The sequence below is a fragment of the Pseudarthrobacter defluvii genome (genome assembly GCF_030323865.1).
GTDB classification, from domain to species: Bacteria; Actinomycetota; Actinomycetes; order Actinomycetales; family Micrococcaceae; genus Arthrobacter; species Arthrobacter sedimenti.
In genome coordinates this window covers 3,101,575-3,116,486 of the sequence record NZ_CP066362.1, presented here as the reverse complement: position 1 = coordinate 3,116,486, position 14,912 = coordinate 3,101,575, and the positions used below count along the sequence as shown (strand labels likewise).

Below are 14,912 nucleotides of genomic sequence, written 5' to 3'. Positions count from 1 at the left end.
CACATGAGTGATCCCGGCGCCGTTGCCCGCATCAGTCCACTGCAGAAGGCTGTGTGGTGGGCTCAGGACTATGTGTATGCCGCGGGCTGGCAGGTGCGCGGCTTCCTGTCGCGCGTGCAGCCGGCATCCTTCCGCAACGGGACCCGTGCGCCCGTGGTGATCATCCCCGGGGTGTACGAAAACTGGCAGTTCATGATGCCGGTCATCCAGGCCATCCACGATGCCGGTCATCCCGTCCACGTGGTCACTGTGCTTCAGCGGAACAAACTGAAGGTCCCGGAGGCCGCCAAGCTCGTGGCCCAGCACCTGGAGGAAGCCGGCCTGCGGGGCGCGATCCTGGTGGCGCACAGCAAGGGCGGGCTGATCGGCAAATACACCATGCTGTCCCTGGACCCCGAGCACCGGATCGACCGAATGATCTCCGTGTGCGCACCGTTTTCCGGCTCACGCTACGCCCGGTACATGCTGTTGCCCAGCCTTCGCATCTTTTCGCCGCGGAACGCCCTGACCCTCCAGATGTCCCGGGAGCTGGCCATCAACAGCCGGATCACTTCCATCTACGGGCCGTTCGATCCGCACATTCCGGAGGGGAGCGTCCTGCCCGGGGCAACCAACATCGAATTGCCGGTGGCCGGGCACTTCAAGATCCTGGGCGATCCCGGAACCGCCCGCATCATTGTGGAGCAGCTGAACCTTCCGGCCTGACGTTGTTGCGTGGCTGTGCTGCTGCTGCCTGCGGCGTGCTTGCAGCGATGTGCCGGCCGATGAAGGCGGCGTCCCTGCCCACCCCATGGACCATGGAGGACGCCAGCGACTGCTGGAAGATGGCGCCCAGGAAGTAGAGTCCCGCCTGCCCCTTGGCTACCCCGCGGTCCTGATCCGGTTCGCCGTCCGGGCCAAACACCGGGAGGTGGATCCACTCCAGATCAGGGCGGAAACCGGTGCACCAGATGACGTTGGCCACCTCGAGTGCCCGGCCGTCCGCGAGCAGTGGCAGGCCTTCTTTGACGCCTTCCGTCCTGCGAACGCGTTCGACGCCGGCACGCAGCAGGTCGCGGTTCTTCACCCTGACCAGGGGTCCGCTGTGCGCAAGGATTTGCGGGCGGGCCTTCCGGCCGGCAGGCGTGTTGAGGTTCAGGACGTGGGAAAACGCGAAGAAGACGGCGAGGGTGAGGGGGCGGGTGGCCAAGGCGTCGATGGGCCAGGGGATTTCGCCGGGGTGCCTGCCGGAGAGGTACGTCCTGCGGGTCGGGGCCAGCTCCAGGGCGATGTCCGCGCCGGAGTTGCCCGCGCCGACCACCAGGACCGGGCCTGGCGCGAGGTCCGCTGGGTTCTTGTAGCTACCCGCCGTGAGCTGCTTGATGTGCGGGCTGAGCTGCTGCGCGAAAGCCGGCACCTTGGGCTTCCGGTCCCAGCCCGGGGCGACCACTACGTTGTCGGCTTCGATGCGTTGGTTGTCCGTTTCGATGACGAAGCACTGTCCGGTGTGGCTGACGCCGGTGACCCGGACGTTGTTCCGGACCGGCAGTGCGAAGTGGTCCGCGTAGCCGCTGAGGTAGTCGGCGAACTCTTCCCGCGACGGGTAGGACCAGGACGGGGCGGGGTAGCGGCTGCCGGGAAGGGCGTCGTACCGGGCGGGGGTGAACAGCCGGAGCGAGTCCCAGCGGGTGCGCCAGCTGTCACCGGTCCTGGGATTCTCGTCGAGGATGACGTAGGGACGCTTCAGGCAGGACAGGTGGTAGCCCATGGCCAATCCGGCCTGGCCGCCGCCGACCACGACAGTGTCGAAGTGCTCTGACATGATGGCCTGCCCTTCCACCCCTTTGCCGCTTCTTTGCGATGCACTCTTGGCGGCCTGGGGCTTCCTGCTAGAATTCATCCGAAGCATACTCGGATGAATTAAGGCTAGGCCCGGCGATGAGTGAAGTCAATGCCCCTGCTCGCCGCTACCACTCGCCCCGGCGGAAGGAGCAGGCTGCGGCAACACGCGATGCCGTGCTCGCTGCAGCGCGTGAATTGTTTGTGGGGGAGGGGTACAGTTCCACCACTGTGGCGGGCATTGCGCGGAGGGCGGGCGTCGCCGTCGACACTGTCTACGCCACCATCGGACGCAAGCCGGACCTGCTGCGGGAAGTGGTGGAGACGGCCATCTCGGGGACCGGGCAGGCCGTTCCCGCCGAGAGCCGCGACTACGTCATTCGCTTGCGGGAAGCGGAACGCGCGGCCGACAAGATCTCGATCTATGCCAACGCCCTGGCCGGCATCCAGCCCCGGCTCGCACCCGTCTACGTGGCCCTGCGAGATGCTGCCGGGACCGACCCCGACTGCGCTGCGCTCTGGCGGGAGATCTCTGACCGCCGCGCAGCGAACATGCTGAAGTTTGTTGAGGACCTTGCGGCTACCGGGGGGCTGCGGACCGACCGGCCGGCCGCAGAACTGGCCGACGCCGTCTGGAGCATGAACGGGCCCGAGTACTGGGTGCTGCTGGTGGACCAGCGCGGATGGAGCCCGGGACAGTTCGCCGATTGGCTGACCGATGCCTGGTGCCGGTTGTTGCTGGCGGGGGACCAGGCTCGGGACCAGGCTACGGTGAGTGCCCGTTAGGAAGCGGCGGGGCCCAGGCGGCCCGTTGGGGCAGACTGTAGATCCTGGCGTGGTTCCTTCAGTTCGATGAAGAGGCAGTGGGTAGGTGTGGTGCCGGTATTCGTGCCGGAGTGTTCCTGCGCGTCGAGCCAGCGGGCCTGCCCTTCCCGCAGCTCCACATCTACCTCCCGGCCTCCTGATTGGAGCCGGCGGGCAAAGGAACTGAGTGTGACCATCACACTGTCCGGGTGGGAATGGGTGCCGGTGCTGTCCCCGGGGCCGTCACTGTACTCAAGGACGCGGACCCGGTGGTTCTCGAAAACCAGCCGGTAATGCTGCGGATTCACTGCAATGGGATCGGCCATGGGAAACCCCTGATATTCATGGGACGTTCGTACCATTACGGTACGTAGGTATCATAAGTCCTGTGTCCGCACGCCACAATGAGAATTATTTGGAGACCGGAAGGACCCGGCAGAAGTCGCGCACGCGCGAAGAGTTGGTGTCCGTCCTCCGGGACCTGCTGAAGGATGGGCGCGACCCGTCTGTTGCAGAAGTCGCTGCCATTGCCGGCATCTCCCGGACTACTGCCTACAGGTACTTTCCGGACAAGGAAGCCCTGCTGCACGCGGCCCTCCCCGAGACGGGGCTGGGGTCGCTGCTGGGGGAGGACCCGCCGTCGGACGTCCGCGCCCGCTTGGAGCGCACCCTGGACGCACATTTCGACTTCATCCGGGCCTGGGAACCGCAGCTGCGGGCATCGCTGCGGCTGTCCTTGACGCCGGGGACAGCGCGGCCCACGCTTCGCGGCGGCCGGGCTGTGGGCTGGTACCGCGATGCCCTCTCCCCGCTGGGAACCGCAGGCTCCGGGATCGACACCGGCGCCCTGGCTGTCCGGCTTCGTGCGGTTGCCGGCATTGAAGCCTACGTCTGGCTGCGGGACGTTGCGGGCCTCCGTACCGGCCAGGCATTTGACGTTATGCGCGCCAACGCCCTGGACATTCTTGACGCTGCGCTCGCCGGCGCGAAGTAAGCAGTGCAGTGCTTCAGGTGGCAATGCTCGGACTAAGGCACTTTTGATAGAAGTGCAGGTCAGACCCCTGTTGAACTTTCAAATAACTTGAGCTTTTGTTGACGCTATACCCCCTCACTTCCTGAGGTTGGCCCTGCAAAGTGGTCCTCAGTTAGACCACAGCACACCAACCAAGTCTGAGGGGACACATCATGAAGAACAGCACTCTGATCAAGGGAACCGCTGCTATCGCCGTCGGCGCCGCACTGCTGCTGGGCGGTGGCGGAACCCTGGCCGCATGGAACCAGGATGCCAGCGCCAACGCAGGCCAAATAGTCGCCGGTGATTTGGGCGTCACCGCTGTACCTGGTGTTTGGACGGACGCCTCCAAGCAGGAGATCAAAGACATCACGAAGTACCGGGTGGTCCCAGGGGATAAGCTGACGTTCACGCAGACTCTTTCCGTGAAGCTTCGAGGCGACAAGATGGCAGCCCAGATCAAGCTGAATGACGCAACTACCAGCACCTTCAGCAGCGCAAACGTAGCGATTGCTCCACTTACGATCACTGATTCCAAGGGCGCCGTCGTCAGCAAAGACACCATCATCAAGCCTGTTGCCGATGATACTCAGACAGTCACCGTCTCTACGACGTTCAATTTCTTGAGCACCACGCCGGGGGTCGAGAACGTCAATGCCACGTACGACCTCAGCAAGGTGTCCTACACGTTGCAGCAGGTCGTGACCGGAGTGAATGACGGACTGGTAGTTGCCCCGTAGCAGTAGGAATGGGCGGGTGGCCGATCCGCCACCCGCCTAAGTGACCAGGCGACAGGATCAAGACCAGGAGGGGACCATGCGCACCAAGCGCAGGCTGCAGGCGGCGGCGCTCACCGCCTTTGCAGTGGTCCTGGGACTGTTCACGGTGCAGGGATCGTACGCATTGTGGAGTGCAGCGGCATCCGCCTCCCCGGGATCCATCACCTCGGCGTCGTTTGATACGACGATGACCGCGGTCAACACAGGACAAACCACCACCATGACCCTCTCCAACGGGACGGCGGCCACCTTGACGCTGTCGCCCGCGGGGACACTTGGTCCGGGCACCTCGGTCTACGGGGGAGTGGTGGTCACCAACAACACCAACGCCGGTGGCCAGTTCAATACCGCCATCACAGCAGGCCAGCCGACAATCGCGAACGTCAGCGGTGGAACCCTTGCCAGCTATGTCCGCGTCAACGCCAAGACCGCCAGCTCCTCCACGGAGTGCAGCACCGCCATCGGCTTCGCGCCGATCAGCTCCGCCGGGCTGGTCTCGCCCACAGTGGCCAAAGGCGCCTCCACCGTCTTCTGTTTCCAGATCAGCCTGGATTCAAGCGCCCCAGCATCAGTGAAAGGACAAGCAGTGAACATCTCGCTCCTACTCACCGCACGTCAGCTATGCGGGGTGCCCAGTGGCTGCTGACCTGACCGAACGCCTGCTTGGCGGCCCTGCCGATCCTGTCGAGCCGCCTCCCGGAACTGTGGCGACCACCCGCATGCGTCGACGTGCTGGCCATGGTGCCTGGGCCGCCGTCGGACGCTTCCTGAGCATGGCCGCCATGCTGGTGGCGCTGTTCGCAGCCCTGGTCCTTATCGTGGTGCCGGTGGCCACGGGCTCGCAGACCTACACCATCCTGACCAAGTCCATGGCGCAGAAGTACCCGCCCGGCACGTTCATGGTGATGAAGCCCGTACCGTTCGACGAGCTCAAGTACGGCGACGTCATCACGTTCCAGCTTTACTCGGGCCGCCCGGACGTGGAAACGCACCGGATTGTCGGTTTCGGATCCACCCAGCAGGGCGAGAAGACGCTGATCACCAAGGGCGACAACAACGGCGCCAATGATGAGAATCCCGTTCGTGCCATCCAGGTCAAGGGCAAGCTGTTCTACGCAGTCCCGTATGTGGGTTACATGGCAAACTTCCTGGGGAACTCCGACCGGGAAACCTGGACGGTGATCGCCGCCGTGGCCCTGATCGGCTACGGAGCCATCACCGTGTACAAGTCGGTGCGCAAAACCCGGAAACCTGAAGACCTCGTAGGCGCAGAGGCGGCATAAATGGCACGGTTTCCGGACGTACCTGGTGCGGCGCTCGCCGTCGGGGCCTTCGTGCTGACTGTGCTGTTGGGGATCGGCGGAGCCTCGGCGTCGGCCCTGTGGCAGCAAAGCGCGACGGCGACCATGACAGTCACAGCGTCCGGCACCTGGCCGGTTACTCCGTTTTCACAGTTCACCTGTACCAATGACAGCCCACAGAAAGTAGCAACCCTCGCGGCTGTCGGGTCAAGGACTCCTACGGCGCTGACTTACGCAGCCCTCCAAGCCAACGGCACGTATGGGCCTTCCTACACCGAGTCTGTCGCCTTGGGAACAACAAGCACGGTCACGCTCACCATCACGTCTCAGATCGTGCTGGCCAACCGGACAACCACTCCTCTGACAATTCGTGTGACCGCAACCTATGCGGACCAGACCCAGACCAGTGCCACGGCAAAGGTGGCGTTGGAACAAGGCAACAACAGCGACAAGGTCACCTGCGTGTCCGCGACTCTGTGAGCAACTGCAAGCTCGGCGGAAGAAGGTGCCGCTGCAAACACCCCCAACGCAGCGGCGCCGCCTCCCGCCGAGCTGGCTTTCTTATCCGTGCGACGGGCATGTTCATTCCCGACGCGCGGCTGCTCCTGCGCTCCCGATATTTGGGCCGCGCTGGGGAAGATGCGCCTCGAGGATGGAGAGGCTTGTCGAGAAGGAAGATGCGCGTCGGAGCTGACTGCCGGCGTCGACAGGGAACAGCGGGACCGAAAGCCGTGAACGCGGAAGGTGCGGCTGGCCCCGAAGGTGCGTTCCGCCGTCGTACGTTCCCTCCGTGTCAGCCGGCTGGCAGGTGAAGCCGGTCCGTACACTGGCACCATGTCATGCCGTATCAGTGAGCTGGTCCTGAATTGCGCCGATCCCGAACTGCTCGCAAAGTTCTGGAGTGACGTGCTTGGTTACGTCGAGATTGACCGGGAGGACGGTGCGATTGAAATTGGACCGCCGGATGCCGGGTTCGGGGGAGCGCAGCCAACGATCTTCCTCAGTCCCAGCAGCAACCCGCGCGTGGGCAGGCTTCCACTGCACATAGACGTCAACCCGGTGGACCGGGACCAGGACGCCGAGCTGGAACGCCTGCTGGCGCTCGGTGCGCGGTCGGCGGATGTGGGGCAGACCGGCCAGGAGCAGTGGCACGTCCTGCAGGATCCTGAAGGAAACGAGTTCTGCCTGCTGCGCAAGCGGCTCAAGCCCTTGGACTAGAACCCAGGGGACGTCTGCGCCGGAAGGGTAGAGGGAGTGCCTGGCGGCGCCTACTTCAAAACGCCGCCCAGGCACCTGTAACTATTCACCGCACCGCTCAAGCTAAGGCCCTCGAAATCCTCAAGGTTTAGTCAAGAACTCCCCACAAAACCCTCTTTCGTGCTACCGCCATGCCCGGGCGTCAATCTTCCTTCCCCGAAGCCTTTCCTGCCGCACGAGTCCGGCATAGGGTTCTAGGACAGCCAGGTATCAAGCAGCAGGTGAACGGGCCGCACGATGTCCTGCACCTTGGGCAGGGGCTGGAAGAGGCACACCTTGAGCGAGTTGATAATGCTGGCCATGAGCGGGTTGGCGCGGGAAGTCCTCGCAGCGGTCCGGAGCAGCGGGGAGTACGACGTCCTGGGGATCCTGGATGACGACCCCGACCTGCTGGGCACCTCCATCGACGGCACCGTGGTGATGGGCGCAATCACCGATGCACCTGCGTTCAACCGGGCACTGTTCACCGTATGCCTTCCCGGCGGCCGTGAGCGGGAGGCGCTCGTCGAGAGGCTGTCCCTGCTCGGCGTGGACGAAGACCGGTACGCCACGGTGGTGGACCCCGGCGTCCGCGTGCCCCGGGATTCCCGGATTGGCCCCGGCAGCATCGTGATGCGCAATGCCACCATCGCGCCGCAGGCAAGCATTGGCGCCCACGCGCTCTTGAAGCCCCAAGTCAACGTGGGCTGCAGTGTCCGCGTAGGGGACTTCGCCACGCTGTCCCCACGAGCCTCGGTGGGGGAGGGCGCACGCATCGGCCGGGCGGCGGAGCTGGGCATGAGCGCAGGCGTTGGCGATGGGCTCAGTGTGGGGGATTATTCGCAGATTGAAATGGGCGCTGCAGTCCTGCAGCACGTGCCCGAGCGCGAAACCTGGAGCGGGGTCCCTGCACAAGGCACAAGGACCCGCACCTGACCGGAAACTACTGGGAACGCGAAACCCCTAAGCCCCGATCGGCACCCCCGGGTCTGGTCCCGCACGCCCCCAAGCGGGACCTGCACCCCTTATGGCCCGGGCACAAAGAGGGCTAAATTGTAGCTACCGATGCCGGTTCTAACAGGACCCATCGCCACGGGGGAACACATGGAACTTTTCAGCGACAAACCTGCGCTCGCTGCGGCGGCCCTTACCAGGCTGGTTGCTGCCGAAGCCAAAGCCAGGGGGCGGCCCGCCGGCAGCCTTCGTGCCTACCTGAGCGATCTGGTGGTGCGCAACGGCCCCAGCATCGTCGAGGAACTGGCCATCGAGCTTGCCCGCCAGCACCTGGGCACGTTGGAGAAACTGGCTAAGGCAACCGGCCGCCCCGCGGCCCGCTACCTTGACGACATCGAACTCGCCGCCGCAATGGATGAGAGCATGGGTCGCGATGCCAAGGACCTTGGTGACACCAATAACACGTGATTTTGACCTGGACGGTGATTAGCGGCGCTCCCGCTCCCGGCCCGCCTCAGTGCCCCGGACCAGCCCAGGATTTCCCCTTCCAAATAGCTCGCAGTAGGTGTCGTTTTGGGGCCCGAAAACGACAACAACTGCCAGCGAGATGGGCGAGTGCCACCCAGGGAGGGCTAGCGCCGTGGTGCGTCCCGCCGTCGTGCGGCAAACGCGAACAGGGACGTGGTGGCCACGGTGGCCAGGTACCCAGCGATGACAATCAGCGAGATGCCTGCCCAGAAGTAGTTGGTGGTGCTGGTCTCCTGCCAGGGGCTGGGGGCAATCCGGATCAGCGAATACACCGCAACGCCGGCTGAGGCCAGTCCGATCAGCACCGGCAGCGTCAGCCAGATCCGGGCCGAGCCGACGTGTTCGCCGAAGCCGTCCCACTCGTTCCAGGACCCGCGCCGGAGGATCAGCCAGCCTGCCGGAATCATGAACGCCCCCACCAGCAGGAACGCCGCCACCACGTCCGCGGGCCGGTGCCACTGATTAATCAGCGTGGACACGCCGGACGCGATGGCGAACGAACCGCCAATGAAACCCGCCATGGGCCGCCAGCGCGGGGACGCCATCAGGAACACTGCCGCCGCTGCTGAGGCGGCCAGGGTGGTGTGGCCGGACGGCAGCGAGTTCAGTTCCAGGGTCAGCACGCCCTTGTCCGGGCGCGGCGGCAGCAGGTCCTTCAAAACCTGGGTAGCCACGTTTGCGCTGATGCACGCGGCAACGGCGATCCCGGCCTCGGCCCAGTGCCGCCGGATCACCGTGACAAACAGGACCACGACGGCGGCCATCACCAGCGAGATGGTGGGCAGCCAGTCCAGGAACTTGGTGGCTGCCTTGCCGGCGGGGCCGTGGATTTCCACCGCTTCCACCAGCGCGGACTCGTCAATGAACTGGCCCGTTGTGGTCTGGACAAAGAAGTAATACGTGGCAATCAGCCCTGCGATGCACGCGGCAGTGGACAGCACGAACAGGAACGCCGCGCCGGGGGCAGGCCGGGTGGGAGTCCTGGTGGGCAGTTGCCGTGAAGAAGTCATCGCGGTTAAGGGTGACACAAAAAACTGGAAGACCGCTCAGTTGTTGGGCCCTGCGGGTTCGACGGGGCCCAACCGGGGGATGCTCGCCGCCGCCACCAACAGCGCCAGTGCGCCCAGCCCGAACGGCAGCGCCGTGGCAGTGGCGATGCCGCCCACCAGCAGGGGCCCACCGGCGTCGCCCAGTTCGCGCCCCAATTCGGCCGAGCCCATGGTCCGGCCCATCCGCTCGGGCGGTGTGGTGTCCGCCAGGTGCGCGAAGCCCAAGGGGGTCACAGCACCGATGCCTGTCCCAATGAAGGCCGCGGCGACGAAGATGGTGACCACTCCCGGGGCCGCCGCCACCAAACCGATGCCTGCGGCGATGAGCAGCAGGCCCGTCGTCGTGCCCCTGTTGTCGGTGACGGCGCTGCGGTCCCGCAGCCTCCCGATCCACGGTTGGGTGAGCACCGAGCCGAGCGCTACCATGCTGACCGCTGCCGTGCCGGCGAAGGCGTCCATGCCGTGCCGGGTGGCCAGCGCGGGGAGGAAGCCGACGGCGGCACCCAGCGCGCCCGTAGCAGCGGCCAGCACCAGCGTGGGCACCAGGAATCGGCGTTCACCCACCTGGCGGGCGAGGTCCATCAGCGTGTACCGCTTCCGGGGCAGCGGCGCCAGGTGCGGCACGGACACCAGGACCCATACAGCGGTCACGGCCGCCAGCGCGGACAGCGTTTCAAACAGCAGCGGAAAGCCGCCGGCCAGGATCAGGCCCGCGCCCAGCGGGGGGCCGATGATGTAGCCCAGGCTCTTCCAGGACCCGTACCGGCCAAAGTAGGTGCCCGCCTTTCCGCCCCGGGCCATCCGTGCCACCATGGCGGACGACGACGGCGAGAAGGCAGACGCCGCAGCGCCTTGTCCCAGCCGGGCGAGGGCAAGGATCAGCGGGTCCGCGGCTCCCAGGCCGATCAGGGACAGCGCGGCGAAAGCGAAGAGTCCGCCGATGATGACGGGCTTGGCGCCGATGCGGTCGCTGAGCGCGCCGAAGACCGGCTTGAGGAACACCTCGGCCACGTCGTAGAGGGCCAGCAGGATGCCCAGGTTCAGCAGCGTCAGGCCGATGTTGCCGCTCTCCGCACCGAGTCCGGCCGCGATGCTGTGGGCGCCGAAAGCGGTAACGAACCCCGCCGCGTAGAGAGGTGCCGTTGCCGGGCGGGTGGCCTCCCCAGTGGACAGGGGCTTTTCGGGGGTCATGCTTGGGACTTTAGTGCCTTCACAAACTTGTGAAAACTTCGAAGACTTTGAGCATGAACACCGTTGTCAAGACAGCGAACCTGCACAAGCACTTCGGCCGGGTCAGGGCCCTGGACGGTCTCGACCTCGAAGTCCAGGGGGGTGAAATCCACGGGTTCCTCGGCCCCAACGGCGCCGGGAAATCCACCACCCTGCGGATCCTCCTTGGCCTGGCGAGGGCAACCTCCGGCACCGCCACGGTCCTGGGCCTCGAACCCTGGAACCAGGCTGCCGAGCTGCACCGGCGGCTGGCCTACGTTCCCGGCGATGTCCGGCTCTGGCCCAACCTCTCCGGCGGCGAAACCATCGACCTGCTGTCCCGGCTACGGGGCGGCGCCGCAGACGGGGACGCGTACCGCCGCCGGAAGGACCGGCTGTGCCAGGTGTTCGACTTCGATCCGGGCAGGAAGGGGCGCGCGTACTCCAAGGGCAACCGGCAAAAAGTCGCCCTGATCGCCGCCCTCGCCACCGAGGCCGAGCTCTACCTGCTGGACGAGCCCACCAGCGGCCTTGACCCGCTCATGGAGGAGGTCTTCCGCAGGGAGCTGCTGGCCGCCGTCGACCGCGGGGCAACGGTGCTGCTGTCCAGCCATATCCTCTCTGAGGTGGAGGTGCTGTGCCACCGCGTCAGCATCATTCGTGCCGGCAAAATTGTCGACGGCGGCACGCTTGACTCCCTGCGGCACCTCACCAGGACCGAGGTTTCCTTCGCCGCGGACGGGGTGGATCCAGAGGCCTTGGCCCGGCTGGGCGCGGTGCATGACCTGGCGGTCGACGCCGGACGGGTCCGGTTCAGCGCCGACTCGGACCGGATCGCCGAGGTGCTTCCGGCGCTGGGCGCCCTGGGGGTGCAGGGCCTGACGATTGTTCCGCCGTCCCTGGAGGAGCTGTTCCTGCGGCACTACGGGGACAGATCCGCTGCACCGGAGCCTGATGTTCCGGCTTCCGCGGGCAACGGTTCGCGGCGGCATCTGCTGGGCGCCAGAGGACGGAGCTGACATGGGAATCCTCCTGGTCCTCTGGCGCCAGCGGCTGCGCCGGGACCGCTGGCAGCTCCTCAGCTGGGCGGTGGCCATCGGTGCCTTCGCCTTGTTCGCGGCAGCCGCCGTCACCCAGACCTACGGCAACGTGGCCAGCCGCACCGAGATCATGCAGGTGGCCATCGCCACCCCCGCCATCCTGATGCTCCGCGGCCTGCCCCGGGGCGCGGACCAGGGAGCGTTTACGTTCTTCCTGATCTATGCCTTCCTTGCCCTTTTGGCAGGCCTGATGAGCACGTTCCTCGCGGTGCGCCATACCCGTGCCGATGAGGAAACGGGCACAGCCGAGCTGGTCGCCGCAACGCCGGCCGGACGCCTGCTGCCTGACACAGCCACGCTGCTGCACGGCGTCACCGCGAACATCCTCGTGGCGCTCACGGTCTTCGCAGGGTTCGCCTCCCAGGGCCTGGACCTGCAAGGTTCCCTGACCGCCGGAGCCGCAACGGGCGCTGTCGGCCTCGCCTTCCTGGGCGTGGGGCTGCTGGTGGCCCAGTTTATGGGAACCTCACGCGGCGCGAACGGCGTCTCGGCCGCGCTGGTAGTGCTGGCCTACGTGCTCCGCGGAATCGGCGACGCCACCGGAACCCCCGGTGCCAGCGGGACCACAATGACCGAGGGGCCGGCCAGCTGGTTCTCACCCATCGGCTGGGGCCAGCAGACATACGCCTACTCCGGAAACCGCACCTGGCCGCTGCTGCTGCCGGCGGGGCTCGGCGCCGCCTGCCTCATCGCAGCCTGGCTGATCCTCCGCTCGCGGGACAGCGGGGCCAGCGTGTGGGGAACGCGCCCCGGACGTGTCGCTGCCCGGCCGGGGCTGCGGAGCCCGGTGGCCCTGGCGCTGCGGCTGCAGTCCGGGTCAATCTTTGGCTGGGCGCTCAGCGGGCTGGCCCTGGGCCTGCTGGCGGGCTCGCTCGGAAAGGCGATTGCCGCCGTCGACACCCCTGACACCAACATCACCGCCACGCTGCGCGCCATGCTCCAGTCCCAGGGCACCTCGCTCACCCAGCTCATGGTGTCGGTGCTCTTCTCGATGGGCGGGGTCCTGGCGGCGGCGTGTGCGCTCCAGGCCGTGATCAGGCTGCGGCAGGAGGAAGCGGCCGGGACGGCCGAACTCCTACTGTCCGCCCCGGTGGGCCGCGTCCGGTGGCTGGCCGGTTACCTGTTGCTGGGCGCGGCGGCCGTGGTGCTGGTGGTGGGCCTGGCGGGGGTTGGGGCGTGGGCGACGCTGGCCGGTTCCGGCGATACCTCCATGCCCGCCGATGCCCTCTGGCAAACCGCGCTGGCGCAGCTGCCGGCGGCCCTGATCTACCTTTCCGTCCCGGCGCTGGTTTTCGTCCTGTGGCCGGCAGCGACCACCGCCGCCAGCTGGGCGCTGCTGGCCCTGGGCGTGGTGCTCGGCATTCTTGGCGGCATGCTGGGCATCGACCAAAGCCTGCGCGACCTGTCGCCCTTCGCCCACACCCCGGTCCCGCACGGGGACGCCACGGACTGGAGCGGCGCATGGTGGATGCTGGCGGTCGCCGCGGCGGCGGCCATGCTGGCAGTTGCGGTGATGCGGCGGCGGGAGGTGGGCGCGGCATGAGCACTGACATCGGCGCATCGCTGCGGACCACTGAACTGACGGCCGCCGCTGCCGAGAGGACCGCAGCGGCCTTCGCTGCCGCCGGCTTCCCAAAGATGCCGGCCCGGACGTTGTTGGCGCTGGTGTCCTCGGAACAGGGAAGCCTCACCGCCGCAGAGCTGTCGGAGCGGCTGGGAGCCAGTGCCGCGGCAGTGTCGGGCGCGGTGCGGTACCTGCAAACCGTGGGCTTCGTGCACCGGGTCTCGCAGCCAGGAAGCCGCCGCGACCTCTACGCCCTCCATACGGATGAGTGGTACGTGGTGTCCATGCGGAACAGCCCGGTTTACGAGAAGCTGGCGGCCCTCACCGATGCCACGGCCGAAACCCTCCCCGAAGGATCGGCTGCACGGGCGCGGGTGGCGGAGATGGCCAGGTTCTACCGGTTCCTCAACTCGCGGATGCCGGGGCTGCTGGATGACTGGGAGCGCGAGCGGGAGGCCGGCAGTGACCATCATTGACAACGCTGTTTACGTCAACGGATTCCGCACCGAGGACCCGGAGGACCTGGACGAGACCTACTTCCTGCTCCGGCAGCGCGAAGGCATGGCGTGGATCGGACTGTACCGGCCGGATGCGGAGGAACTGCAGTCGGTGGGGGAGGAATTCGACCTCAACGCGCTGGCCATTGAGGACGCGTTGGCAGGGCACCAGCGGGCCAAGCTGGAGCACTACGGCGAGTGCCTGTTCCTGGTGCTCCGGCCCGCCAGGTACCGCGACGATGTGGAAAAGGTGGACTTCGGCGAGATCCACGTTTTTGTCGGTGACGAGTACGTGGTCACGGTCAGGCATGCCGAGTCCCCGGACCTGGCAAAGGTGCGCCGCCGCATGGAGTCCATGCCGGAGTTCCTTGCCCTCGGCCCGGACGCGGTGCTGTACGGAATCCTGGACCAGGTGGTGGACGAGTACGAGCCTGTGGCCGCCGGGCTGGAGAACGATATCGACGAAATCGAGGATGACCTTTTTGGTGCAGACCCCGAGGTTTCCCGCAGGATCTACGAGCTCTCCCGGCAGGTCATCACCTTCCAGCGGGCCACCAGTCCGCTGGTGGGAATCCTCCAGCAGCTGATGGCGGGCACCTCTGGCCGGCCGCTCGGAGTGGAGCTTCAAGACCACCTGCGCGACGTCCTGGACCACGTGTTGCGGCTGAATGAGCGCGTGGCATCCTTCCGAGCCCTGCTCCAGAACGCGCTCGCCGTCAACGCAGCCTTGGTGGCCCAGCGGCAGAACGACGAGATGCAGCGCATGACCGAGTCCAGCTTTGAACAGAACGAGCAGGTCAAACGGATTTCGTCCTGGGCGGCAATCTTGTTTGCCCCCACCCTGGTGGCGTCCATCTATGGCATGAATTTCGCCAATATGCCCGAGCTGGGCTGGACGTACGGCTACCCGTATGCGCTGGGGGTGATGGTGGCCATGGGACTGGTCCTCTACCTGGCGTTCAAACACAACAAGTGGATCTGAGCAGCCTTCCCTGAAAAGGTCCTTCCAGCTTCATGGCCTACCATGGCCTCAGAATCCTAAGCTTGCTTAGTAGTTGGCG

General features: G+C 66.2%; 18 protein-coding genes. 14 read left to right on the top strand and 4 right to left on the bottom strand.

Going from position 1 to position 14,912, the window contains the following annotated elements:
- Positions 1-3 precede the first annotated feature (3 nt).
- The gene (locus tag JCQ34_RS14435; RefSeq protein ID WP_286398494.1) at positions 4-705 is read left to right on the top strand and encodes an esterase/lipase family protein; all 702 of its coding nucleotides are present in this window, start codon (positions 4-6) and stop codon (positions 703-705) included.
- Here the strand turns inward: JCQ34_RS14435 and JCQ34_RS14430 are convergent.
- On the bottom strand, positions 674-1,801 hold the full coding sequence (locus JCQ34_RS14430; protein ID WP_286398492.1) for a flavin-containing monooxygenase: 1,128 nt from the start codon (positions 1,799-1,801) through the stop codon (positions 674-676). The two genes, JCQ34_RS14435 and JCQ34_RS14430, sit on opposite strands and share 32 nt — an antisense overlap.
- A 116-nt stretch (positions 1,802-1,917) precedes the next feature.
- Between JCQ34_RS14430 and JCQ34_RS14425 the strand changes: the two genes are divergently transcribed.
- A complete protein-coding gene (locus JCQ34_RS14425) occupies positions 1,918-2,604 on the top strand; it encodes a TetR/AcrR family transcriptional regulator (RefSeq protein WP_286398490.1) in 687 nt (228 codons plus the stop codon).
- Here the strand turns inward: JCQ34_RS14425 and JCQ34_RS14420 are convergent.
- A complete protein-coding gene (locus JCQ34_RS14420; protein ID WP_286398488.1) occupies positions 2,601-2,948 on the bottom strand; it encodes a cupin domain-containing protein in 348 nt (115 codons plus the stop codon). The two genes, JCQ34_RS14425 and JCQ34_RS14420, sit on opposite strands and share 4 nt — an antisense overlap.
- 89 nt (positions 2,949-3,037) lie before the next feature.
- On the opposite strand from JCQ34_RS14420, the gene JCQ34_RS14415 reads away from it, so the two are divergent.
- The 8 genes from JCQ34_RS14415 (at position 3,038) to JCQ34_RS14380 (ending at position 8,372) form a co-directional block, all read left to right on the top strand.
- Complete coding sequence (locus JCQ34_RS14415) at positions 3,038-3,616, top strand: TetR/AcrR family transcriptional regulator (protein WP_286398486.1); 579 nt, start codon at positions 3,038-3,040, stop codon at positions 3,614-3,616.
- 191 nt (positions 3,617-3,807) lie between these two features.
- Positions 3,808-4,374, top strand: a complete 567-nt coding sequence (locus JCQ34_RS14410) for an alternate-type signal peptide domain-containing protein (RefSeq protein ID WP_286398484.1) — start codon at positions 3,808-3,810, stop codon at positions 4,372-4,374.
- A gap of 76 nt (positions 4,375-4,450) precedes the next feature.
- Complete coding sequence (locus JCQ34_RS14405) at positions 4,451-5,059, top strand: hypothetical protein (RefSeq protein ID WP_286398482.1); 609 nt, start codon at positions 4,451-4,453, stop codon at positions 5,057-5,059.
- Positions 5,049-5,696, top strand: coding sequence for a signal peptidase I (locus tag JCQ34_RS14400; RefSeq protein ID WP_286398480.1), 648 nt, complete (start codon positions 5,049-5,051; stop codon positions 5,694-5,696). The genes JCQ34_RS14405 and JCQ34_RS14400 overlap by 11 nt, the downstream gene beginning before the upstream one ends.
- Entirely contained in the window at positions 5,697-6,194 is a 498-nt protein-coding gene (locus JCQ34_RS14395) for a hypothetical protein (RefSeq protein ID WP_286398479.1), read from the top strand. It begins immediately after the preceding gene.
- A gap of 354 nt (positions 6,195-6,548) precedes the next feature.
- Entirely contained in the window at positions 6,549-6,932 is a 384-nt protein-coding gene (locus JCQ34_RS14390) for a VOC family protein (protein WP_286398477.1), read from the top strand.
- A gap of 315 nt (positions 6,933-7,247) precedes the next feature.
- Positions 7,248-7,886, top strand: coding sequence for an acetyltransferase (locus JCQ34_RS14385; RefSeq protein ID WP_286398475.1), 639 nt, complete (start codon positions 7,248-7,250; stop codon positions 7,884-7,886).
- A gap of 168 nt (positions 7,887-8,054) precedes the next feature.
- A complete protein-coding gene (locus JCQ34_RS14380) occupies positions 8,055-8,372 on the top strand; it encodes a hypothetical protein (protein ID WP_286398474.1) in 318 nt (105 codons plus the stop codon).
- Positions 8,373-8,536: 164 nt separating this feature from the next.
- Here the strand turns inward: JCQ34_RS14380 and JCQ34_RS14375 are convergent, their stop codons facing one another.
- Positions 8,537-9,442, bottom strand: a complete 906-nt coding sequence (locus JCQ34_RS14375) for a phosphatase PAP2 family protein (protein ID WP_286398473.1) — start codon at positions 9,440-9,442, stop codon at positions 8,537-8,539.
- A 36-nt stretch (positions 9,443-9,478) separates the two neighbouring features.
- Positions 9,479-10,672: an MFS transporter gene (locus JCQ34_RS14370; protein ID WP_286398472.1), complete on the bottom strand. Its 1,194-nt coding sequence runs from the start codon at positions 10,670-10,672 to the stop codon at positions 9,479-9,481.
- A gap of 53 nt (positions 10,673-10,725) precedes the next feature.
- Here JCQ34_RS14370 and JCQ34_RS14365 point away from each other — a divergent pair, with 53 nt between their 5' ends.
- From JCQ34_RS14365 to JCQ34_RS14350, 4 genes are read left to right on the top strand one after another with little or no spacing between them, the layout of a single operon-like run.
- Positions 10,726-11,709 carry an ABC transporter ATP-binding protein gene (locus JCQ34_RS14365; protein WP_286398470.1) on the top strand — a complete coding sequence of 328 codons (984 nt, stop codon included), beginning with the start codon at positions 10,726-10,728 and terminating at the stop codon, positions 11,707-11,709.
- Between the two features lies 1 nt (position 11,710).
- Positions 11,711-13,333 (top strand): ABC transporter permease, encoded by a 1,623-nt coding sequence (locus JCQ34_RS14360; protein WP_286398468.1) that lies wholly within the window; start codon positions 11,711-11,713, stop codon positions 13,331-13,333.
- On the top strand, positions 13,330-13,830 hold the full coding sequence (locus JCQ34_RS14355) for a GbsR/MarR family transcriptional regulator (RefSeq protein ID WP_286398466.1): 501 nt from the start codon (positions 13,330-13,332) through the stop codon (positions 13,828-13,830). Before JCQ34_RS14360 ends, JCQ34_RS14355 begins: the two co-directional genes overlap by 4 nt.
- On the top strand, positions 13,817-14,833 hold the full coding sequence (locus JCQ34_RS14350; protein ID WP_286398464.1) for a magnesium and cobalt transport protein CorA: 1,017 nt from the start codon (positions 13,817-13,819) through the stop codon (positions 14,831-14,833). Before JCQ34_RS14355 ends, JCQ34_RS14350 begins: the two co-directional genes overlap by 14 nt.
- The last annotated feature ends 79 nt before the right edge of the window (positions 14,834-14,912 follow it).